Source organism: Stenotrophomonas sp. Steno-C18, from assembly GCF_056393195.1.
On sequence record NZ_JBWJOX010000002.1, the window covers coordinates 382,572 to 400,861 of the forward strand.

General features: G+C 67.3%; 16 protein-coding genes. 5 read left to right on the forward strand and 11 right to left on the reverse strand.

Annotated elements, in window-relative coordinates:
- Positions 1-125: 125 nt before the first annotated feature.
- Positions 126-1,457, reverse strand: a complete 1,332-nt coding sequence (aceA, locus tag AC06FE_RS06300; protein ID WP_132863639.1) for an isocitrate lyase — start codon at positions 1,455-1,457, stop codon at positions 126-128.
- Between the two features lie 40 nt (positions 1,458-1,497).
- Positions 1,498-3,138, reverse strand: a complete 1,641-nt coding sequence (aceB, locus tag AC06FE_RS06305) for a malate synthase A (protein WP_478072542.1) — start codon at positions 3,136-3,138, stop codon at positions 1,498-1,500.
- A 108-nt stretch (positions 3,139-3,246) separates the two neighbouring features.
- Here aceB and AC06FE_RS06310 point away from each other — a divergent pair, with 108 nt between their 5' ends.
- Together AC06FE_RS06310 and AC06FE_RS06315 are read left to right on the forward strand one after the other, a co-directional pair.
- Positions 3,247-4,215 carry a LysR family transcriptional regulator gene (locus AC06FE_RS06310; RefSeq protein ID WP_132863642.1) on the forward strand — a complete coding sequence of 323 codons (969 nt, stop codon included), beginning with the start codon at positions 3,247-3,249 and terminating at the stop codon, positions 4,213-4,215.
- 86 nt (positions 4,216-4,301) lie between these two features.
- Complete coding sequence (locus tag AC06FE_RS06315; protein WP_478072544.1) at positions 4,302-5,213, forward strand: LysR substrate-binding domain-containing protein; 912 nt, start codon at positions 4,302-4,304, stop codon at positions 5,211-5,213.
- 181 nt (positions 5,214-5,394) lie between these two features.
- Here AC06FE_RS06315 and AC06FE_RS06320 read toward each other — a convergent pair whose 3' ends face one another.
- From AC06FE_RS06320 to lepB, 6 genes are all read right to left on the reverse strand, one after another.
- A complete protein-coding gene (locus AC06FE_RS06320; protein WP_478072672.1) occupies positions 5,395-6,687 on the reverse strand; it encodes an MFS transporter in 1,293 nt (430 codons plus the stop codon).
- Between the two features lie 345 nt (positions 6,688-7,032).
- A complete protein-coding gene (gene dld, locus AC06FE_RS06325; RefSeq protein ID WP_478072545.1) occupies positions 7,033-8,730 on the reverse strand; it encodes a D-lactate dehydrogenase in 1,698 nt (565 codons plus the stop codon).
- A complete protein-coding gene (gene lldD, locus AC06FE_RS06330) occupies positions 8,727-9,866 on the reverse strand; it encodes an FMN-dependent L-lactate dehydrogenase LldD (RefSeq protein WP_478072546.1) in 1,140 nt (379 codons plus the stop codon). The genes dld and lldD overlap by 4 nt, the downstream gene beginning before the upstream one ends.
- A gap of 4 nt (positions 9,867-9,870) precedes the next feature.
- Positions 9,871-10,635 (reverse strand): transcriptional regulator LldR, encoded by a 765-nt coding sequence (gene lldR / locus AC06FE_RS06335; protein WP_478072547.1) that lies wholly within the window; start codon positions 10,633-10,635, stop codon positions 9,871-9,873.
- Positions 10,636-10,688: 53 nt separating this feature from the next.
- Positions 10,689-12,347, reverse strand: a complete 1,659-nt coding sequence (gene lldP, locus AC06FE_RS06340) for an L-lactate permease (RefSeq protein ID WP_478072548.1) — start codon at positions 12,345-12,347, stop codon at positions 10,689-10,691.
- Between the two features lie 257 nt (positions 12,348-12,604).
- Positions 12,605-13,225 carry a signal peptidase I gene (gene lepB, locus AC06FE_RS06345; RefSeq protein WP_478072549.1) on the reverse strand — a complete coding sequence of 207 codons (621 nt, stop codon included), beginning with the start codon at positions 13,223-13,225 and terminating at the stop codon, positions 12,605-12,607.
- A gap of 281 nt (positions 13,226-13,506) precedes the next feature.
- Between lepB and AC06FE_RS06350 the strand changes: the two genes are divergently transcribed.
- The 3 genes from AC06FE_RS06350 (at position 13,507) to AC06FE_RS06360 (ending at position 14,728) form a co-directional block, all read left to right on the forward strand.
- Positions 13,507-13,908, forward strand: coding sequence for a hypothetical protein (locus tag AC06FE_RS06350; RefSeq protein ID WP_478072551.1), 402 nt, complete (start codon positions 13,507-13,509; stop codon positions 13,906-13,908).
- A gap of 3 nt (positions 13,909-13,911) precedes the next feature.
- A complete protein-coding gene (locus AC06FE_RS06355; RefSeq protein ID WP_478072552.1) occupies positions 13,912-14,355 on the forward strand; it encodes a 3-dehydroquinate dehydratase in 444 nt (147 codons plus the stop codon).
- Between the two features lie 148 nt (positions 14,356-14,503).
- Positions 14,504-14,728 carry a hypothetical protein gene (locus tag AC06FE_RS06360; protein WP_446540836.1) on the forward strand — a complete coding sequence of 75 codons (225 nt, stop codon included), beginning with the start codon at positions 14,504-14,506 and terminating at the stop codon, positions 14,726-14,728.
- A 199-nt stretch (positions 14,729-14,927) separates the two neighbouring features.
- On the opposite strand, the gene dcp is transcribed toward AC06FE_RS06360, so the two are convergent.
- The 3 genes from dcp to arfB form a co-directional block, all read right to left on the reverse strand.
- Positions 14,928-17,087, reverse strand: coding sequence for a peptidyl-dipeptidase Dcp (gene dcp, locus AC06FE_RS06365; protein WP_478072554.1), 2,160 nt, complete (start codon positions 17,085-17,087; stop codon positions 14,928-14,930).
- 115 nt (positions 17,088-17,202) lie between these two features.
- Positions 17,203-17,805, reverse strand: coding sequence for a lysophospholipid acyltransferase family protein (locus AC06FE_RS06370; RefSeq protein WP_313253370.1), 603 nt, complete (start codon positions 17,803-17,805; stop codon positions 17,203-17,205).
- 3 nt (positions 17,806-17,808) lie between these two features.
- Positions 17,809-18,240, reverse strand: a complete 432-nt coding sequence (arfB, locus tag AC06FE_RS06375) for an alternative ribosome rescue aminoacyl-tRNA hydrolase ArfB (protein WP_192286969.1) — start codon at positions 18,238-18,240, stop codon at positions 17,809-17,811.
- Positions 18,241-18,290 lie beyond the last annotated feature (50 nt).

Below are 18,290 nucleotides of genomic sequence, written 5' to 3' on the forward strand. Positions count from 1 at the left end.
GTTCACGAGGTTATCACCAAAGTAAACGCCCATCCATGCTGTTTCAGCATGAAAGTGCAAGGACGCAAATCACAAAAAAGAGGGGGCTCGTAAGAGCCCCTCTAAAACAACCGGACAAATCTGACTCAGGCAGCCACTTCCGCCTGGAACTGCTCCTCCTCGGTGGAGCCAGTCAGCGCGGTGACGCTGGAGGCGCCGCCCTGGATCACCGTGGTCACGTCGTCGAAGTAGCCGGCCCCCACTTCCTGCTGGTGCGAGACGAAGGTATAGCCCTTCTCGCGCGCGGCGAACTCCGGCTCCTGCACCTGTTCCACGTAGTGGCGCATGCCCTCGCCGCGGGCGTAGTCATGGGCGAACTTGAAGGTGTTGAACCAGTTGATGTGGATGCCGGCCAGGGTGATGAACTGGTACTTGTAGCCCAGCGCCGCCAGCTCGTCCTGGAACCGGGCGATGGTCTTGTCGTCCAGGTTCTTCTTCCAGTTGAACGAGGGCGAGCAGTTGTAGGACAGCAGCTTGCCGGGGCTGGCGGCGTGCACGGCCTGGGCGAACTCGCGGGCGAAGCCCAGGTCCGGGGTGCCGGTCTCGCACCACACCAGGTCGGCATGCGGGGCATAGGCCACGCCGCGGCTGATCGCCTGTTCCAGGCCATTCTTCACGCGGTAGAAGCCTTCGGCGGTGCGCTGGCCGGTGACGAACGGCGCGTCGTTCGGATCGAAGTCGCTGGTCAGCAGGTTGGCGGCCTCGGCATCGGTACGGGCCAGCACGATGGTCGGCACACCCAGCACATCGGCGGCCAGGCGTGCGGCCGACAGCTTCTGGATCGCTTCCTGGGTCGGCACCAGCACCTTGCCGCCCATGTGGCCGCACTTCTTCACCGCGGCCAGCTGGTCCTCGAAATGCACCGCGGCGGCGCCGGCGGTGATCATGTTCTTCATCAGCTCGTAGGCGTTGAGCACGCCGCCGAAGCCGGCCTCACCGTCGGCCACGATCGGCAGGAAGAAGTCGATGGCGTCCTCGGCCTTGACCTTGCCGTCGATGATGTTCTTCCACTGGATCTCATCGGCGCGCTGGAAGGTATTGTTGATGCGGCGGACCATGGTCGGCACCGAATCGTAGGCATACAGCGACTGGTCCGGGTACATCGTCTCGGAGGTGTTGCCGTCGGCGGCCACCTGCCAGCCGGACAGGTACACCGCTTCCAGCCCGGCCTTGGCCTGCTGCATCGCCTGGCCGGCACTGATCGCGCCGAACGCGTTGACGTAGCCCTTCTTCGCACCGCCGTTGACCAGGTCCCACAGCCGCTGCGCACCGCGCTTGGCCAGCGTGTACTCCGGTTGCACGCTGCCGCGCAGGCGCACCACGTCGGCGGCGCTGTAGGTGCGGGTGATGTGCTTCCAACGCGGGTTGTTGTCCCAATCCTGCTGCAGGGCGTCGATCTGTTGCTGGTAGGTGCTCATCGTTGCGTCCTCGAATGATCGTGATGCGTAAGGGGGAAGGTCAGTCGATCTGCCGGTAGGCCGGCAAGGTCAGGAACTCGGCCAGTTCATCGGCGCGGCTGAGTTGGTCGAGCAGGCCGATGGCCTGGGGGATGCGGCTGCCGCCGGGCAGCGCGGTGGTGTCGCCCAAGCGCGCAGGCAGCGCGCGCAGGGTGCTGTCCAGCAAGGCCAGGTCGATGGCGGTGCCGTCGTCCAGGTGCTGGTTGCCGGCGTGCAACCATTGCCAGATCTGGCTGCGGCTGATCTCGGCGGTGGCCGCGTCCTCCATCAGGTTGTGGATGGGCACGCAGCCGTTGCCGTCCAGCCAGGCGGCCATGTAGCGCACGCAGACCTCGACGTTGTTCTCGAAGCCGGCGCGGCTGATGCTGCCGCTGCACGGTGCGACCAGGTCCTCGCGGCCGACCTGCACGTCACGGCGCAGCACGCTGTGCTGGTTGGGCGTGGGCATGTGCTCGTCGAAGATCGCCCTGGCCACCGGGATCAACGCCGGGTGCGCGACCCAGGTGCCGTCGTGGCCGGCGGTCACTTCACGCAGCTTGTCGGCGCGCACGCGCGCCATCGCCTGCTCGTTGGCGGCGGCATCGTGGTTGATCGGGATCTGCGCGGCCATGCCACCCATCGCATGCGCGCCACGGCGGTGGCAGGTCTTGATCAGCAGTTCCGAATAGGCCTTCAGGAACGGCTGGGTCATGGTCACCTGGCCGCGCTCGGGCAGCACCTTGTCGGCGTGGTGACGGAAGGTCTTCAGGTACGAAAAGATATAGTCCCAGCGGCCGCAGTTCAGGCCGACGATGCGGTCGCGCAGCGCGTGCAGGATCTCGTCCATCTCGAACACCGCCGGCAGCGTCTCGATCAGCACCGTGACCTTGATCTGCCCCTGCGGCAGGCCCAGCATGCCCTCGATGTGCGACAGCGCGCATTCCCACAGCGCGGCCTCCTCCATCGACTGCAGCTTGGGCAGGTAGAAGTACGGGCCACGGTCGATCTCCATCAGCGCATGCGCGTTGTGGAAGGCGAACACCGCCGCGTCGAACAGGCCACCGGCAATCGGCTGGCCATCGATCAGCACGTGCTTCTCGTCCAGGTGCCAGCCACGCGGGCGCACGATCAGCACCGCCTGCTCGTCGTGCGGACGCAGCGTGTAGTGCTTGCCCGGCGTGCCGCCGGCGCCCTGCGCGGTGAACGCCAGGTCCCCGCGCACCGCACCGATCATGGTGCGCTGGCCGGCCAGCACGTTGCGCCAGGTCGGCGAGGTGGAGTCCTCGAAGTCGGCCATGAACACCTTGGCGCCGGAGTTCAGCGCGTTGATGACCATCTTCGGGTCGGTCGGGCCGGTGATCTCGACGCGGCGGTCCTGCAGCGCCGCCGGGATCGGGGCCACCGTCCAGTCGCCCTCGCGGATGGCGCGGGTGTCGTCGCGGAAGTCCGGGCTGCCGCCCTGGTCGAAGAAGGCCTGGCGCTGGCCACGTGCGGCCAGGCGCGCCTGCCGCTCCGGCTCCACCGCGCGGTGCAGCGATACGAGCAACCCCAGCGCACCGGCCGGCAACAGCTCGGACTGGCCGGCCAATTGGGTGGTCACGGTGATGCCCGGGGTCGGGCGGGGGGGGATCGTGGCGGCGACAGCGTGGGCGACGGCGGACATCGGAGGTTCCTGCGGGTGTCGGGGACTCCAACCTGCCGCCGCAACGAGGTATTTAACAAAACAGTTTTTGCAATCTTTTTTATAAATTGTGCTAATACTTGACCTGCCATGCCCAAGAAGACGCCCGTAAACCCGCGTTTTTCCTACAAGTCGGACCGGCTCAAGCCGCTGCGTGCATTCCTGCAGACAGTTCGACTCGGGTCAGTTTCGCGGGCATCGGAGGCCTTGTTCGTCAGCCAGCCGGCAGTGAGCCTGCAGTTGCAGGCGCTGGAACGGGAGCTGGGGATGGTGCTGTTCGAGCGCAGCGGGCGACGCCTGGTACCCAGCCGCGAGGGCCAGCTGCTGTACGACATGGCCCAGCCGCTGGTGGAGAGCCTGGACGGGCTGCTGCCGCGCTTCCGCGAGAAGGTCGGCGGGCTGGACGCGGGCGAGCTCAACATCGCCGCAAATTCGTCGACCATCCTGTATCTCCTGCCCAAGATCGTCGAAAACTTCCGTCGCCAGTACCCCGATGTGCGCCTGACCCTGCACAACGCCATCAGTGCTGACGGCACCGACCTGCTGCGCAGCGATGCCGCCGACCTGGCCATCGGTTCGATGATGGATGTCCCGGCCGACCTCAGCTACGCGCCGGTGTACCGCTTCGACCAGGTGCTGATCACCCCGCCCGACCACCCGCTGGCGCACAAGAAGCAGCTGAGCCTGGAAGACCTGTCGCCGTGGCCACTGATCCTGCCGCCGCGCCGGCAGATCACCTGGCGGCTGGTGGACCTGGTGTTCCAGCAACACCGGGTGCCCTACACGGTGGCGCTGGAGGTCGGCGGCTGGGAGGTGATCAAGCAGTACGTGGCGATGGGCATGGGCATCTCCATCGTCACCGCGCTGTGCCTGAACGACGCTGATCGCGGCAAGCTGGTCACCCGTGCGATGGGCGACTACTTCCCTTCGCGCAGCTACGGCGTGGTGGTGCGGCGGGGCAAGGTGCTGTCGCCGCAGGCGCGCGCGTTCGTGGAACTGATCCAGCCGGACCTGTTCGCGCCACGGCAATACGACGACACCGGGCCTTCGGAACGCTGAGCCCGCGCACGACGGCGCGCATCGCCATCGCCCCCATTCGCGGTGGAGTCCGGCGACAATCACCGCACCTTCCCCGGAACCGGCGCATGTCACTGGAACTTCGCCACCTGCGCTACTTCCTCGCCGTGGCCGACACGCTGCACTTCGGCCGCGCCGCCGAACGCCTGGGCATGTCGCAACCGCCGCTCAGCCAGCAGATCCGCCAGCTGGAGACCCTGATCGGCGCGCGTCTGTTCGTGCGCAGCCATCGCCGCGTGCAGCTCACGCCGGCCGGTGAAGTGCTGCTGGAGCAGGCGCGCGAGATCCTGCAGCGCGTCGATACCGCGGTGGACAGGGTGCAGCGCGCGCAGCGCGGCGAAAGCGGCGAACTGCGCGTCGGCCTGACCCGCGCCACCCCGCTGCTGCCGCAGATCCCGCGCGCCTTCTTCGCCTATCGCCAGCAGCGCCCGCAGGTGCAACTGCAGCTGCGCGAGATGAACAGCCTGCGCCAGATCGATGCGTTGCTGGCCAACGAGCTGGACGTGGGCATCATCCGCAAGCGGGTGCTGCCGTCGGAGCTGGTCGCCAAGCGCCTGCTCGACGATCCGCTGACGCTGGTGGTGCATGCCACCCATCCGGCGCTGGCCGGCAAGGATCCGGACACGGCCTCGTTGTCCCTGCGCCAGTTCGCGCTGGACCCGTTCGTCGGCTTCTCGCGCGATGCCGGTGCCGGCATCCACGACCATGTGATCACGCTGTGCCGCAACGCCGGCTTCAGCCCGCGCATCGTGCAGGAAGCCGGCGAGTCCTCAACCTTGATCAGCCTGGTCGCCGCCGGACTGGGCGTGTGCGTGCTGCCGTCCTCCTGCAGCCATATCCAGGTCGACGGCGCCTGCTTCGTCGCGCTGAGTGATCGCGGCGCGGCATCGGAAATCCAGCTGGCGTGGCGACGCGAAGCGGTGACACCGCTGATGCGTCAGTTCATCGCCTTGCTACGACAGGAAGTGGTGCGGGGCTGAAGGCGTTTACCCCTCTACCCCTCCCCAACCCTCCCCTTGGCTGCGCCAAAGGGAGGGGGTGGTTCATGCGGGTCGATCAGATCGCTGCGAAGCCGTGCTTCTGCCCCCTCCCTTTGGCGCAGCCAAGGGGAGGGTTGGGGAGGGGTAACGCTTTTGGCTTTTGGCTTTTGGCTTTCAACCCTCAGGGCCCCACCACCACCGGCACGTCGCTCGTCGCCTGCAGGTGACGCCATACCTGCCAGGCCGCCCCCACGCCCGCCAACGTCAGCACCAGCACATAGCCACACACGCCGATCCAGCCCCAGCGCGTATAGAACACGCCACCCAGCGCACCCAGCAGGCTGGAGCCCAGGTAGTAGGACAGCAGGTACAGCGCCGAGGCTTCCGCACGCATGGCGCCGGCGCGCACGCCCACCCAACTGCTGGCCACCGAATGCCCGCCGAAGAAGCCGAACGTGACCACGGCGATACCCAACGCCATCGCCCACAACCACGGCAGCATCAGCAGCACTACGCCGCCCACCATCAAGGTGAACGACAACGCCAGCACCGGACCGCGGCCCAGGCGATTGGCCAGCTGACCCATCCACGCCGAGCTGAAGCTGCCAACCAGATAGACGATGAAGATCAGGCCCACCACGGTCTGGCTCAGGCCGTACGGCGGCGCCATCAGGTGATAGCCCAGGTAGTTGTAGACGGTGACGAACACCCCCAGCAGCAGGAAGCCGCAGGCAAACAGCCACGGCAACGCCACATCGCCGAACACGCCGCCGAAACGTGCGGGCAGCCGCGCCGGTTCGGCATGACGGGCACGGAAGTGGCGCGAAGCCGGCAGCTGCGTCCACAGCGCGAACGTGGCCAACAGCGCGATCACCCCCACCGCACCAATGCCGGCGCGCCAGCCCCCGTGGTCGGCCACCACGCCGGCGATCAGGCGGCCGCTCATGCCGCCCACCGCATTGCCGCCGATGTACAGGCCCATGGCCAGGCCCAAGGCGCGACTGTCCATCTCCTCGACCAGCCAGGTCATCGCCACCGCCGGCACACCGCTCAGGCTGACGCCCAGCAGTGCGCGCAGCACCAGCAGGGTGTTCCAGTCATCGACCATCGCCGTAGCCAGGGTCAACAGTGACGAAACCAGCAATGAGGCCACCATCACCGGGCGCCGGCCCACGCGGTCGGAGAGGATGCCGGCCCCCAGCATCGCCACCGCCAGCACGCCAGTGCTGACCGACAACGCCAACGCGCTGTTGGCCGCACTCACGCCAAAGTGGTGGCTGAAGCCGGGCAACAGCGCCTGCACGCAGTACAGCACGCCGAAGGTGGCGAAGCCGGCCATGAACAGCGCCACCACCGCACGCCGGAACGCCGGCGTGCCTTGGCGGATGTGGGGTTGTTCGACGGTGGCGGTCAGCGCAGTCGCAGGCGCCAGGGAATCACGGCAGGTTGGCGTGCCGTTGTGTTCGAGTTCCATCGCATCGAGGCCCATCACCGGGCCGCTTCATTGGAGATGCGGGAAGCTTGGACCTGTTGAACAGGTCGATCCATAACCTGTTGTGTACGGATTGATATGCAGGAAGTATCGATTCAGGAGTCAATGCCGATGCCGCGCCCGCGCCCGCGCCCGCGCCCGCGCCGAACTGTATGACGGCGGATGCCGTCCCTTCTCCCGTGTACGGGAGAAGGTGCCCCGAAGGGGCGGATGAGGGCAGCTTTGGCTCTTGGCTTTGGCCTTTGCCTTTCCAGCTAGAAGCTTCCCCTCACCCCAACCCCTCTCCCGCTCGCGGGAGAGGGGCTTAAGCAAAGGCATGAGCAAGATTCAGCAATCACAGCCCTGCCAGCCCGGCTGCTTGCTGGTCTGGCCAATGCCGGGGTTGAAGGTGTTGCTCGGGTCGAGCTGCCGGTAGAACTGCGCCAGCGCCGGCTTGGCCGGATACAGGTGGCCGACGTTGTGTTCGGCCGGGTACTCGGCGCCGCGTTCGTCGAGCAGCTTCCACATCGCGTGCTCGATGGCCACCGGGTCCTCGCCCTTGCGGGCGATGTAATCCTGGTGGAACACGTGGCACAGGAAGTGGCCGTAATACAGCTTGTGCAGCAGGCGCGCGTCCAGCTCGGCCGGCAGCTGCTCGAACCAGTCGCGGTCATCGCGGCGCAGGGCGATGTCCAGCGCGACGATGTCCTGCACCTGCGTGCGATGCACCTCGCGGTAGCGCACGGCGGCGCCGGCCACCGCGAAGCGGTGCAGGAACGCCTTGCGCCCCTCCTCCGGCGTGCAGTGGAAATACCCCCCTTCGTGGGTGGCGAAGAATCGGTTCAACCAGGCCTCGGTCGCTGCCGCATCCTGCGCCGATACCTTCAGCAGCAGGTGATGTTCATAGCGCTGGCGGAACTCGCCCATGCGCGCCGGCAGGTGCGAGGGCAACAGGCCGGTCACCGCCTGCAGCACGCGGTCGGTGACGCCGCGCAGGCCGATCCGTTCGAACCAGCCATCGACCCGGCTCTTCAGCGCGAACGCCGCCGGCACCCGCGCGGTGCCGAGCGTGTCGATCAGCAGGAAAGTGTCCTTGCCGTAGCGCTCGCCGATGTCATACGCCACCCGGTGGATGTATTCGCCGCTGATCGGCAGCCGCTCGAAGCCGGTCAGCAGGTGGCGCCGGATCCCGGTCAGGCTTTCCGTCTGGTTGCTGCCGATGTAGAACACCTCGGCCGCCTCCCGGGCAAAGGTATCCAGGCGCACCGCGAACACCGCCAGCTTGCCGGCCGAACCGGCGGCTTCGTAATGCCGGCTGGCATCGGCGTTGAAACGCGCCGGCGTGCCTGCATCCACCTGCCGCACCTGTTCCGCATAGCGCGGATCGGAAGCGGCGCGGCCGGAATCCAGCTGCACGTCCGCGGCACTGTAATCACCTGCCTGCACGCGCCGCAGGATCTCCTCCGGGGTATCGCCCAAGGCGATGCCCAGGTGATTGACCAGCTGCAGTTCGCCGGCCGCGCTCACCTGCGCGAACAACGCCATCTCGGTATAGGCCGGCCCTCGCCGCACCAGCGCCCCCCCGGAGTTGTTGCAGACACCGCCCAGCACCGAGGCTCCGATGCACGACGAGCCGATCACCGAATGCGGCTCACGGCCGAGCGGTGCCAAGGCCTGCTCCAGCCGGTCCAGCGTCGCACCGGGCAGGCACAGCACCTGGCGACCACCGTCGAGCAGTTGCACGCCGGTCAGCCGCAGCGTGCTGATCAATACGACCGGCCGGCCGTAGTCGTCGCCATCCGGCGTGGAGCCGCCGGTCAGGCCGGTGTTGGCCGCTTGCAGGATGACCGCCGCCCCGCCCTGCACCGCCGCCTGCAAGGCGCGCCACATTTCCAGCAGCGTGCCGGGGCGCACTACCGCCAGCACCGGGCCATCGCCGAAGCGGTAGCCCTTGCGGAAGCGACGCGTGGCCTTGTCGCCGGTCAGCACGTGGCCATTGCCCACCGCCGCACGCAGCTGCGCCAGCAAGGTGTCGTGCCTGCTCATGCCAGGTTGACCAGCGAATCGCGGCTGATGTCGGCGATGCGGCGCGCGCCGGTCAGCGTCATCGCCACACGCATCTCCTTGGCGATCAGGTCCAGCAGGTTGGCCACACCGGCCTCGCCCTGCGCGGCCAATGCATACACGAAGGCACGGCCCAGCAGCACGCTGTCGGCACCCAGCGCGAGCATGCGCACCACGTCCAGGCCAGTGCGGATGCCCGAGTCGGCCAGGATCTTCAGCTCGCCCTGCACCGCATCGGCAATCGCCGGCAGCGCGCGCGCGGTGGACAGCACGCCATCAAGCTGGCGACCACCGTGGTTGGACACCACGATGCCGTCGGCGCCGAAGCGCACGGCATCACGCGCATCGTCCGGATCGAGGATGCCCTTGATCACCATCGGCCCCTTCCAGAACTCGCGGATCCACTCCAGGTCCTTCCACGAGATAGAGGGGTCGAAATTGTTGCCCAGCCAACCGATGTAGTCGGCCAGCCCGGTCGGGTGACCACGATAGGCGGAGATGTTGCCCAGGTCGTGCGGACGACCGAACAAGCCCACGTCCCACGCCCAGCGGGGATGGGTCATGGCCTGGCCGATGCGGCGGAAGCCGGCGTTCGGCCCGCTCATGCCCGAATGCGCATCGCGGTAGCGCGCACCGGGCACCGGCATGTCGACGGTGAACACCAGCGTGGTCACCCCGGCCGCCTGCGCGCGCTCCAGCGCGTTGCGCATGAAACCACGGTCGCGCAACACGTACAGCTGGAACCACATCGGCCGCTTGATCGCCGGCGCCACTTCCTCGATCGGGCACACCGACACCGTCGACAGCGTGAACGGAATGCCGCGGCTGTCCGCCGCACGCGCGGCCTGCACCTCACCGCGGCGCGCATACATGCCGGTCAGGCCGACCGGTGCCAGCGCAACCGGCATTGCCAGTATCTCGCCGAACAACTCGGTTTCCAGGCTGAGCTCGGACATGTCGCGCAGGATGCGCTGGCGCAGCGCGATGTCGGACAGATCGGAAACATTACGTTTGAGCGTGTGTTCGGCATACGCGCCGCCATCGATGTAGTGGAACAGGAACGGCGGCAGGCGACGCTGCGCGGCCGCACGGTAATCGGTGGAGGCGGAGATGATCATGGGGTCAACCGTGGGGGGAAGGCAGGCGCGAGGCGCGTGCACGCCGCGCCTCGTTCTCATCGAGCGTGCGCAGCGTGGTGTGCACGAAGGCGAGGTGGGCATGCGCGGCGGCGCGCGCGCGTTCGGGATCGCCGGCCAGCACCGCGTCCATCATCTCGCGGTGCTGGTCGGACAGTGGCGAAAACGTGGTCGCCGAGGTGTAGAGCTTCTCGCGGCTCTGCGAGATGTTGGTCTGCAGCAGCTCGAACAGGCCGCGCATCACCTGCAGCAGCACCAGGTTGTGCGAGGCCTCGGCGATGGACAGGTGGAAGGCCGCATCGGCCTGCGCCTCGCCGGCCGGGTCGTCCTTGCCGTGCGCGTCCATCATCGTCTGGAAGGCCTGCGTGATGCGTACGCGGTCATCGTCGGTCGCGCGCAATGCGGCATGCCAGGCGGTGGCGCCTTCCAGTGCATGGCGGATCTCCAGCACGTCGAAGCGGTACTCCGGGTCACCCTGGAACAGCGGCAGGTAAGGGCCCAGTGGCTCATCCAGTGCCTGCCGCGCACGCGCGGCCGGCTCGGCGACGAAGGTGCCGCCGCCCACCCGCGCCACCAGCAGGCCCTGGCTGCCCAGCTGGGCGATGGCCTCGCGCAGGGCCGTGCGCGACACCCCCAGCTGCACTGCCAGGGTGCGCTCGGCGGGCAGCCGGTCGCCCGGCTGCAGCTGTTGTTCGTCCACCAGCGCGCGCAGCTGCGCGGCCACCTTGTCGGAGATGCGTTGAGTGCTCATGTCGACATTGTGGCCCGAAGCCCATGGGCGGTGGCTGGCAGGCTGTCCATGGCTCAGGGAATCATCCAGGTCAGCCAGTACGCCTGCGCGGTGGTGATCAGGCCGACCATCACGGTGAAGATCAGGCTGTGCTTGACCGTGAAACGGAACAGGTCCGATTCCTTGCCGGCCAGGCCCACCGCCGCACAGGCAATGGCGATGGACTGCGGCGAGATCATCTTGCCGGTGACGCCACCGGTGGTATTGGCCGCCACCAGCAGCACTTCGGACACGCCGATCTGCTGCGCGGTGGTGGCCTGCAGCGCCGAGAACAGGGCGTTGGACGAGGTATCCGAGCCGGTCAGGAACACGCCCAGCCAACCCAGGAACGGCGAGAAGAAGGTGAACGCATCGCCGGTATGGGCCAGAGCCAGTGCCAGCGTTGCCGACAGTCCCGAATAGTTGGCGATGAAGGCGAACGCCAGCACCATGCCGATCGAATAGATCGGCGTCTTCAGTTCGTTGACGGTTTCGCCGAAGGTGCGCACTGCCGCGCGCAGCGGCATGCGCAGGTAGACGATGGCGATCACCGCGGCCAGCATGATCGCGGTGCCGGTGGCCGAGAGCACGTCGAACTTGTAGACGGCCTCGTACGCCGTGGGCGTGGGAACAATCGGCGGCATCTTCTGCACCAGCTGGTCCAGGCCCGGCACCGGCAGTTTCAGCACCCAGCCCTGCAGCGGGCCGCCGGCGGCAAACAGCGCCTTGAACGGCTTGATGCTCCACAGCGTGACCATCGCGGTCAGGATCAGGAACGGCGACCACGCCTTGGCAATCTGCCGGGCGCTGTAGGCCGGCGCGTCCAGCGCCTGCGCAGCCGCCGCCGCACTGGCTTCGGTCTCGAAGCGGAAGATGCGCTTGGGCTGCCAACGGCGCAGGAACAGCGTCAGGCACACCAGCGATGCGAGCGAGGCGGTGATGTCCGGCAGTTCCGGGCCGATGAAGTTGGAGGTCAGGTACTGCGCGATGGCGAACGAGCCACCGGCCACCAGCACTGCCGGCCAGGTTTCCTTGACGCCGCGCCAGCCATCCATGATGGCCATGATCCAGAACAGCACGATGATGGTCAGGAACGGCAACTGCCGGCCGGCCATCTGCCCGATCTCGAAGGCGTCCAGCCCGGTGACCTGGCCGGCGACGATGATCGGGATGCCCATCGCACCGAACGCCACCGGCGCGGTGTTGACGATCAGGCACAGGCCAGCGGCATACAGCGGTTTGAAGCCCAGCCCGACCAGCAAGGCCGCGGTGATCGCCACCGGTGCACCGAAGCCGGCCGCGCCTTCCAGGAACGCGCCGAAGGCAAAGCCCACCATCAGCATCTGCAGGCGCTGGTCCTCGGTCACCGACAGGATCGAGGCGCGGATGATGTCGAACTGGCCGGTCTTGACCGACACCTTGTACAGGAACACCGCGCCGATGATGATCCACGCGATCGGCCACAGGCCGTAGATGAAGCCATAGCCGGCCGCGCCCAGTGCCTGCGCCACCGGCATCCGGTAGAACAGCAGCGCCACCGCCAGCGCGATGGTCACGGTGATCGTGCCGGCCAACCAGCCCTTCATCCGCAGCACGGCCAGGGCCAGGAAGAAGAAGGCGATCGGCAACAGCGCGATCAGGCTGGACAGCCACAGGTTGCCAGCGGGGTCGTAGAGTTGTTCCCAGGGCTGCATGCAGGTTCTCGACAGAGGCGGAAGCGGCCACCCGCAGGTGGAGTGCCGTGGTCGCATTATTGGTATTACCAATAATAAAATGATCAGACCAACGAAGCGCGATTGAATCGCTGTTTCCGCGAAGATCCTATTAGACCATAGGGTTACTACGGGTTATTGGTAATACCAATAACCCGCCGCGACCGGAACGTCATCCACGAAAAAGCCGGCGACGTTTCCGTGCCGGCTTCGTGCCTCCCAGGTGTTACCCGCCCGCGCTAGAGCCGCAGCCACTCCAGGCCTTCGCCCCGCCGCCAGTACACCGCCACCGCCTTGCCGTAGACCTTGTCGGCGTCCACCAGGCCGAAGAAGCGCCCATCGAAGCTGTTGCCGCGATGGTCGCCCAGCACCAGCAACTTGCCCTGCGGGATGGTGATGCCGGTGATGTCCGGGCCACCGCCGTCGGCCAGGTCCAGCCGTACAGCCTTGTCGCCGAACAGTTCCTCGGCGACCTGCCGCTGCAACGGCTGCCCGTTGATGTGCAGGTAGCCTCCGTGCAGTTCCACCCGGTCGCCGGCCACGGCCACCACCCGCTTGACCAGGCGCGTGCCGTCGGCCGGCGAGTCGAACACCGCCACGTCGCCACGCCGGGGCTGCCCGGTCGCCAGCACCTGCAGCTCGGTGAAGGGCAGGCGCAACCCGTAGGCGCGCATGTCCACCGCGACCCGGTCACCCGGCTGCAGGGTCGGCTGCATCGATCCACTGGGCACCTGGTAGTGGTTGGCCAGGCTGTCGCGGGCGGCGCCCATCAGCACCAGCATCACCGCCAACGGCAATGCCTCGCGACGCAGCCAGGCCAAGGCCGGGTGGGGTTTGCACGCGACGGTCGTCTCGTTCATGGCACGTTCCTGAGGGAAGACAAGGCAGTGGACTGGCAGGAAGGAGCGAAGTTCCCGGGCAGGAGTGGCCTTGGCCGGCAGACTGATGGCCACTGGCGCCCCGCGATGTCCGGGCATTTCGACGCAGCATTGTCACCGGCTTCGCGGCCGAGGCCGCTCCTGCGGCGATGGCAGCGCTACGCAATCTTTACGCGCACACCCCTGCTCCGACGTAGCGGTGTTACCTGCCCGGCGCGCATCGTGTCACCACCGCGCCAAACGGCGCTCCGCAAAGGTGTCACATGAGCATCCTGTTGATCCGGCAAGCACCGCAGGGCGTGCCGCCGGCGCCGCTTCCGGCCCGCATCGGTGGCCACGCACTGCACTGCCGCGACGGCGATTCACTGCCGGCCCTGCTCGACGGCCTGCACCAAGCGCGGGACACACGGCCCGCGTGGGTGCTGATCGAAACCGCCGTGGCGGGCGCGCCGCAATGGGACCAGCACGGCCAGGCCCTGCTGGCGGCACTGGAGGCACTGCCCGTGCCCTACATCGAAATGGTGCGCAACGATGCCGATGCGCTCGACGCGCACCTGCACCCGCAGCACGCACCGGCAGTGGTGGTCTGCACCGCGCAACGCGACCAGGCCTGCCAACTGTCGTTGGCCATCGCCGCGCGGCGCCTGCAGGCAATGGAGGCCTGAGCCATGTCGATCAACATCGTGCGCGGCCCCCAAGGCAGCGGGGCGCTGCAACGCGCCGCCGCGCCGCTGCCGGAGGCGGTGATGCACTCGCTGGTGCAGCGCGCCCTGGACAGCGGCACCAGCATCGCCGTGCGTGACTGCCGCTGCGAACAGGAACTGCTGGAAGCGTTGTGCGTGGCCGACCACAGCCCCGGCGAGGTCACCCTGCTCGCGCCCGGCGCCTGCGTGCGCAGCGCCCGCCTGCAGCGGCTGCTGCCGCGCCTGCACACCACCTACATCGAAGTGCATGACGACGACGGCCAGGAACCGCGCCTGCCTGCCGCGGACGGCCACCGTCTCGGCGTGGCACAGGGCTTCCGCGCGCAGAGCTACGTGCTGGCGCTGGAGATGGCGCTGGAGCACCTGGGCTGCAACGAAGTGGGCAACCGCGTGCATGTGGGCACGTGAGATACGCCTGTATAGGAGCGGCCTTGGCCGCGAGGCCGTTGAGGCAGAACGCCGTTCCTGCAGATTGCAACTGCAGACGTCTTGCATACATCGCCAGCGCCAGCTTCGCGGCCGAGGCCGCTCCTACGCAGTTGGCCGGATATCGCCGATGGACATCATCAATCTGCATCACGAACACCAATACGTGGCCGGCTACGAAATCTACGTGGACGGCCACCCGTTCTGGTGGGGCCATCTTGCCGTCCGCATCGGTGATGCGGACCCGCTGCTGCAGGACCCGCAGGCGCTGCTGGATCGGCTGTGTGCGATGGCCGCGCAGCGCCACGATGTGGCCGCCTCGCAGGTGCGGCTGAAGATGGTCAGCCGGTTGTAGATTGCTGCCGCAGGAGCGGCCTCGGCCGCGAAGCTGACGAGCCGGAACGACGTCATGGCGGATGCAGTTGCAGATTTCATGCAGGCTTCGCCATTACCAGCTTCGCGGCCGAGGCCGCTCCTACAACAACGCTGGATACACGAACGGCAGGGTTTCCCCTGCCGTTCGTCGTTTCAATCAAACCACTGTGATGCCGCGATTACTTCAGGCCGCGGTTGTGCAGCAGCGGCTCCACGCTCGGGTCCTTGCCGCGGAAGTCGCGGTAGGCCGTGGCCAGGTCGCGGGTGTTGCCGATGGACAGGATCTTGTCGCGGAACACCTGGCCGTTCTCACGGGTCAGGCCACCGTTCTCCTTGAACCACTCGAAGGCGTCATGGTCGATCATCTCCGCCCAGAAGTAGGCGTAGTAACCGGCCGAGTAACCGCCACCCCAGATGTGGTCGAAGTAGCTGCTGCGGTAACGCGGCGGCACCTGCGCCAGGTCCACCTTGTAACGCTTGAGCGCATCGGCCTCGAACGTGTCCACGTCCTGCTGCGGGGCATCGGCCGCCTGCGTGTGCCAGGCCAGGTCCAGCAGCGCCGCCGACAGGTATTCGGTGGTCATGTAGCCCTGGTTGAAGGTCTTGGCCTTGGCGATCTTGTCCACCAGCGCCTGCGGCATCGCTTCCTTGCTCTGGTAGTGCTTGGCGTAGTTGGCGAACACCTTCGGGTCCGACGCCCAGTGCTCGTTGAACTGCGAGGGGAACTCGACGAAGTCGCGCGGCACCGCGGTGCCGGCCACGCTCGGGTACTTGGTGTTGGAGAACATGCCATGCAGGGCGTGGCCGAACTCGTGGAACATCGTGGTCACGTCGTCCCAGCTCAGCAGCGCCGGCTGGCCGGCGGCGGGCTTGGTGAAGTTGCACACGTTGTAGACCACCGGCTTGCTGCCGGTCAGCCCGTTCTGCTCGACGAACACGTCCATCCACGCGCCGCCGGACTTGCTGTCACGCTTGAAGTAATCGGCGTAGAACAGCGCCAGCGGCTTGCCGTCGGCGTCGCTGACCTCGAACACGCGCACGTCCGGGTTGTACACCGGCAGGTCCTTGCGCTCCTTGAAGGTCAGGCCATACAGCTGGTTGGCGGCATAGAAGACGCCGTTCTGCAGCACGTTGTCCAGCTCGAAGTACGGCTTGATCTGCGACTCGTCCAGGTCGTACTTGGCCTTGCGCACCTGCTCGGCGTAGAAGTCCCAGTCCGAGGCGGCGGCCTTGAAGCCACCCTTCTGCGCGTCGATCACCTGCTGGATCTCGGCCAGTTCACCCCGCGCCTTGGCGGTGGCCGCCGGCACGGTGTCGGTCAGCAGCTTCAGCGCGTTGGCCGGGTTCTGCGCCATCTGGTCGGTCAGGTTGTAGGCGGCGTAGTTCGGGAAGCCAAGCAGCTTGGCCTTGGCCGCGCGCAGCTGGGCCAGGCGCTGGATGATGCGGCGGGTGTCGTTGGCGTCACCGTGCTCGGTGCGGGTCTCGGAGGCTTCCAGCACCTTGGCGCGCACGTCGCGGTCCTGCAGCGACATCAACGCCGGCTGCTGGGTGGTGTTCTGCAGGCTCAGCACCCACTTGCCGTCGAGCTTGCGCTCCTTGGCGGTACCTTCGGCGGCGGCGATGTCGGCCTCGGAGAGGCCGGCCAGCTGCGCCTTGTCATCCAGGGTCACCGCGCCGGCGGCGGTGGCCGCCACCAGCTTGTTGTGGAAGTCGTTGGAAAGCGTGGCTTCCTCGGCGTTGTACTGCTTCAGGGTTTCCTTGTCGGCGTCGTTGAGTTCGGCGCCGGCCTTGACGAAGCCCTTGTAGGTCTCCTCGACCACGCGCAGCTGCTCGGCGTCGAGCCCGGCGCTGGCGCGTGCGTCATAGACCGCCTTCACGCGCGCGAAGAGCTTGGCATCGAGATAGATGGCATCGCTGTGCGCGGCCAGCTTCGGCACCACGTCTTCCTGGATCTTCTGGCGCTCGGGGTTGGTATCGGCCTGCACCACGCTGAAGAACACACGGCTGACGCGGTCCAGGATTTCACCGGACTGCTCCATTGGCAGCAGCGTGTTGTCGAAGGTGGCCGGCTGGGTGTTGTCGGTGATCTGCTTGATCTGCGCCAGGTGCTGGCGCATGCCTTCCTCGAAGGCCGGCAGGTAGTCACTGTCCTTGATCTTGTCGAACGCCGGGGCCTGGAATGGCAGGCTGCTGGCGGTCATGAACGGGTTGGTCGAGGCGTCGGCCGGCTGGCCGGCCTGGGCGGGGGCGTTGGCGCTCACGGGGGTGGTGGACTCCTTGCCGGAACAGGCCGCCAGCGCAAGGCTGATGGCAGCGGCCAGAACTACGGTACGCGACATGAAACGGCTCCTTGGGAACGGGCTTCGAACAGCCCATCACCCTACTCCGATCACCGGTTTCCAGCATGTGCCGATGGTGGCGCCTTGGGCCTGACCGGCCCCGTCGCGCGGCCGCTCAGGTAGTGCCGCGGTTGCGGCCCCGCCACGGCCGGTACCACGCGCGGATGGCCGCCATGTCGGCCACGTCGTCACCGCTGGTGTGGAACGGCGGGCCGAAGCCGATCACCCGTTCGGTGTAGTGGAAATAGGCCGGGATCACCGGCACCTGGGCGGTGCGCGCGATGCGCAGGAAACCGGTCTTCCACTCCTTGACCGGCTTGCGCGTGCCTTCCGGGGCCAGCGCGAACCAGATCCGGTCGCTGCCCTGGATCATCGCCACCGCCTGCCCGACCGTGCCCTGCGGCGAGCTGCGGTCCAGCGGCACCACGCCCAGTCCGCGCAGCACGCTGCCCAGCGGCCACCAGAACAGCTTGTCCTTGCCCAGGATGCGCGCTTCCACGCCCAGCGCCATCTTGGCCGCCAGCCCCCACAGCCCGTCCCAGTTGGAGGTATGCGGCGCGGCGATCACCACCGCCTTGGACAGGTCCGGGATCGGGCCGCGGATGCGCCAGCCGCCCAGGCGCAGCACGGTGCGCCCCAGCCAACGGACGAACGCATTGGGTTTGACCCTGGGCACATTGGATGGAATGACGGGCACCACGGGCTCGGAATGGCTCAAGTACTACTCCCAATTGCGGGTTGAACGGCCGCGCTTGACCTGGGCGCGTTCCTTTTTCTGGTCCAGCCGGCGCAGCTTGGAACCGTAGGTGGGCTTGGTCGCCACCCGCGCCTTGGGCACCGACAGGCTGGTCTGGATGAAGGCCACCAGCCGCTCTCGGGCATCCTGGCGGTTGCGGTCCTGGGTGCGGAAGCGCTGGGCGTCGATCACCAGCACGCCCTCGCCGGTCATGCGGCGGTCGCGGCGTGCCAGCAGGCGCTGCCGCAACGGCTCGGGCAGCGAGGGCGAGCCGGCCACGTCGAAGCGCAGTTCCACCGCGGTGGATACCTTGTTCACGTTCTGCCCGCCGGCCCCGCTGGCGCGCACGAAGCGTTCGACGATCTCCGTTTCCGGTATCGCCAGCTGCGCCGAGATTTCGATCAGGCCTGTCCCCATCGGCGCATTGTAAGCAGCCGACCCATGCCGGGCCATGCTCGGCGGGCGTG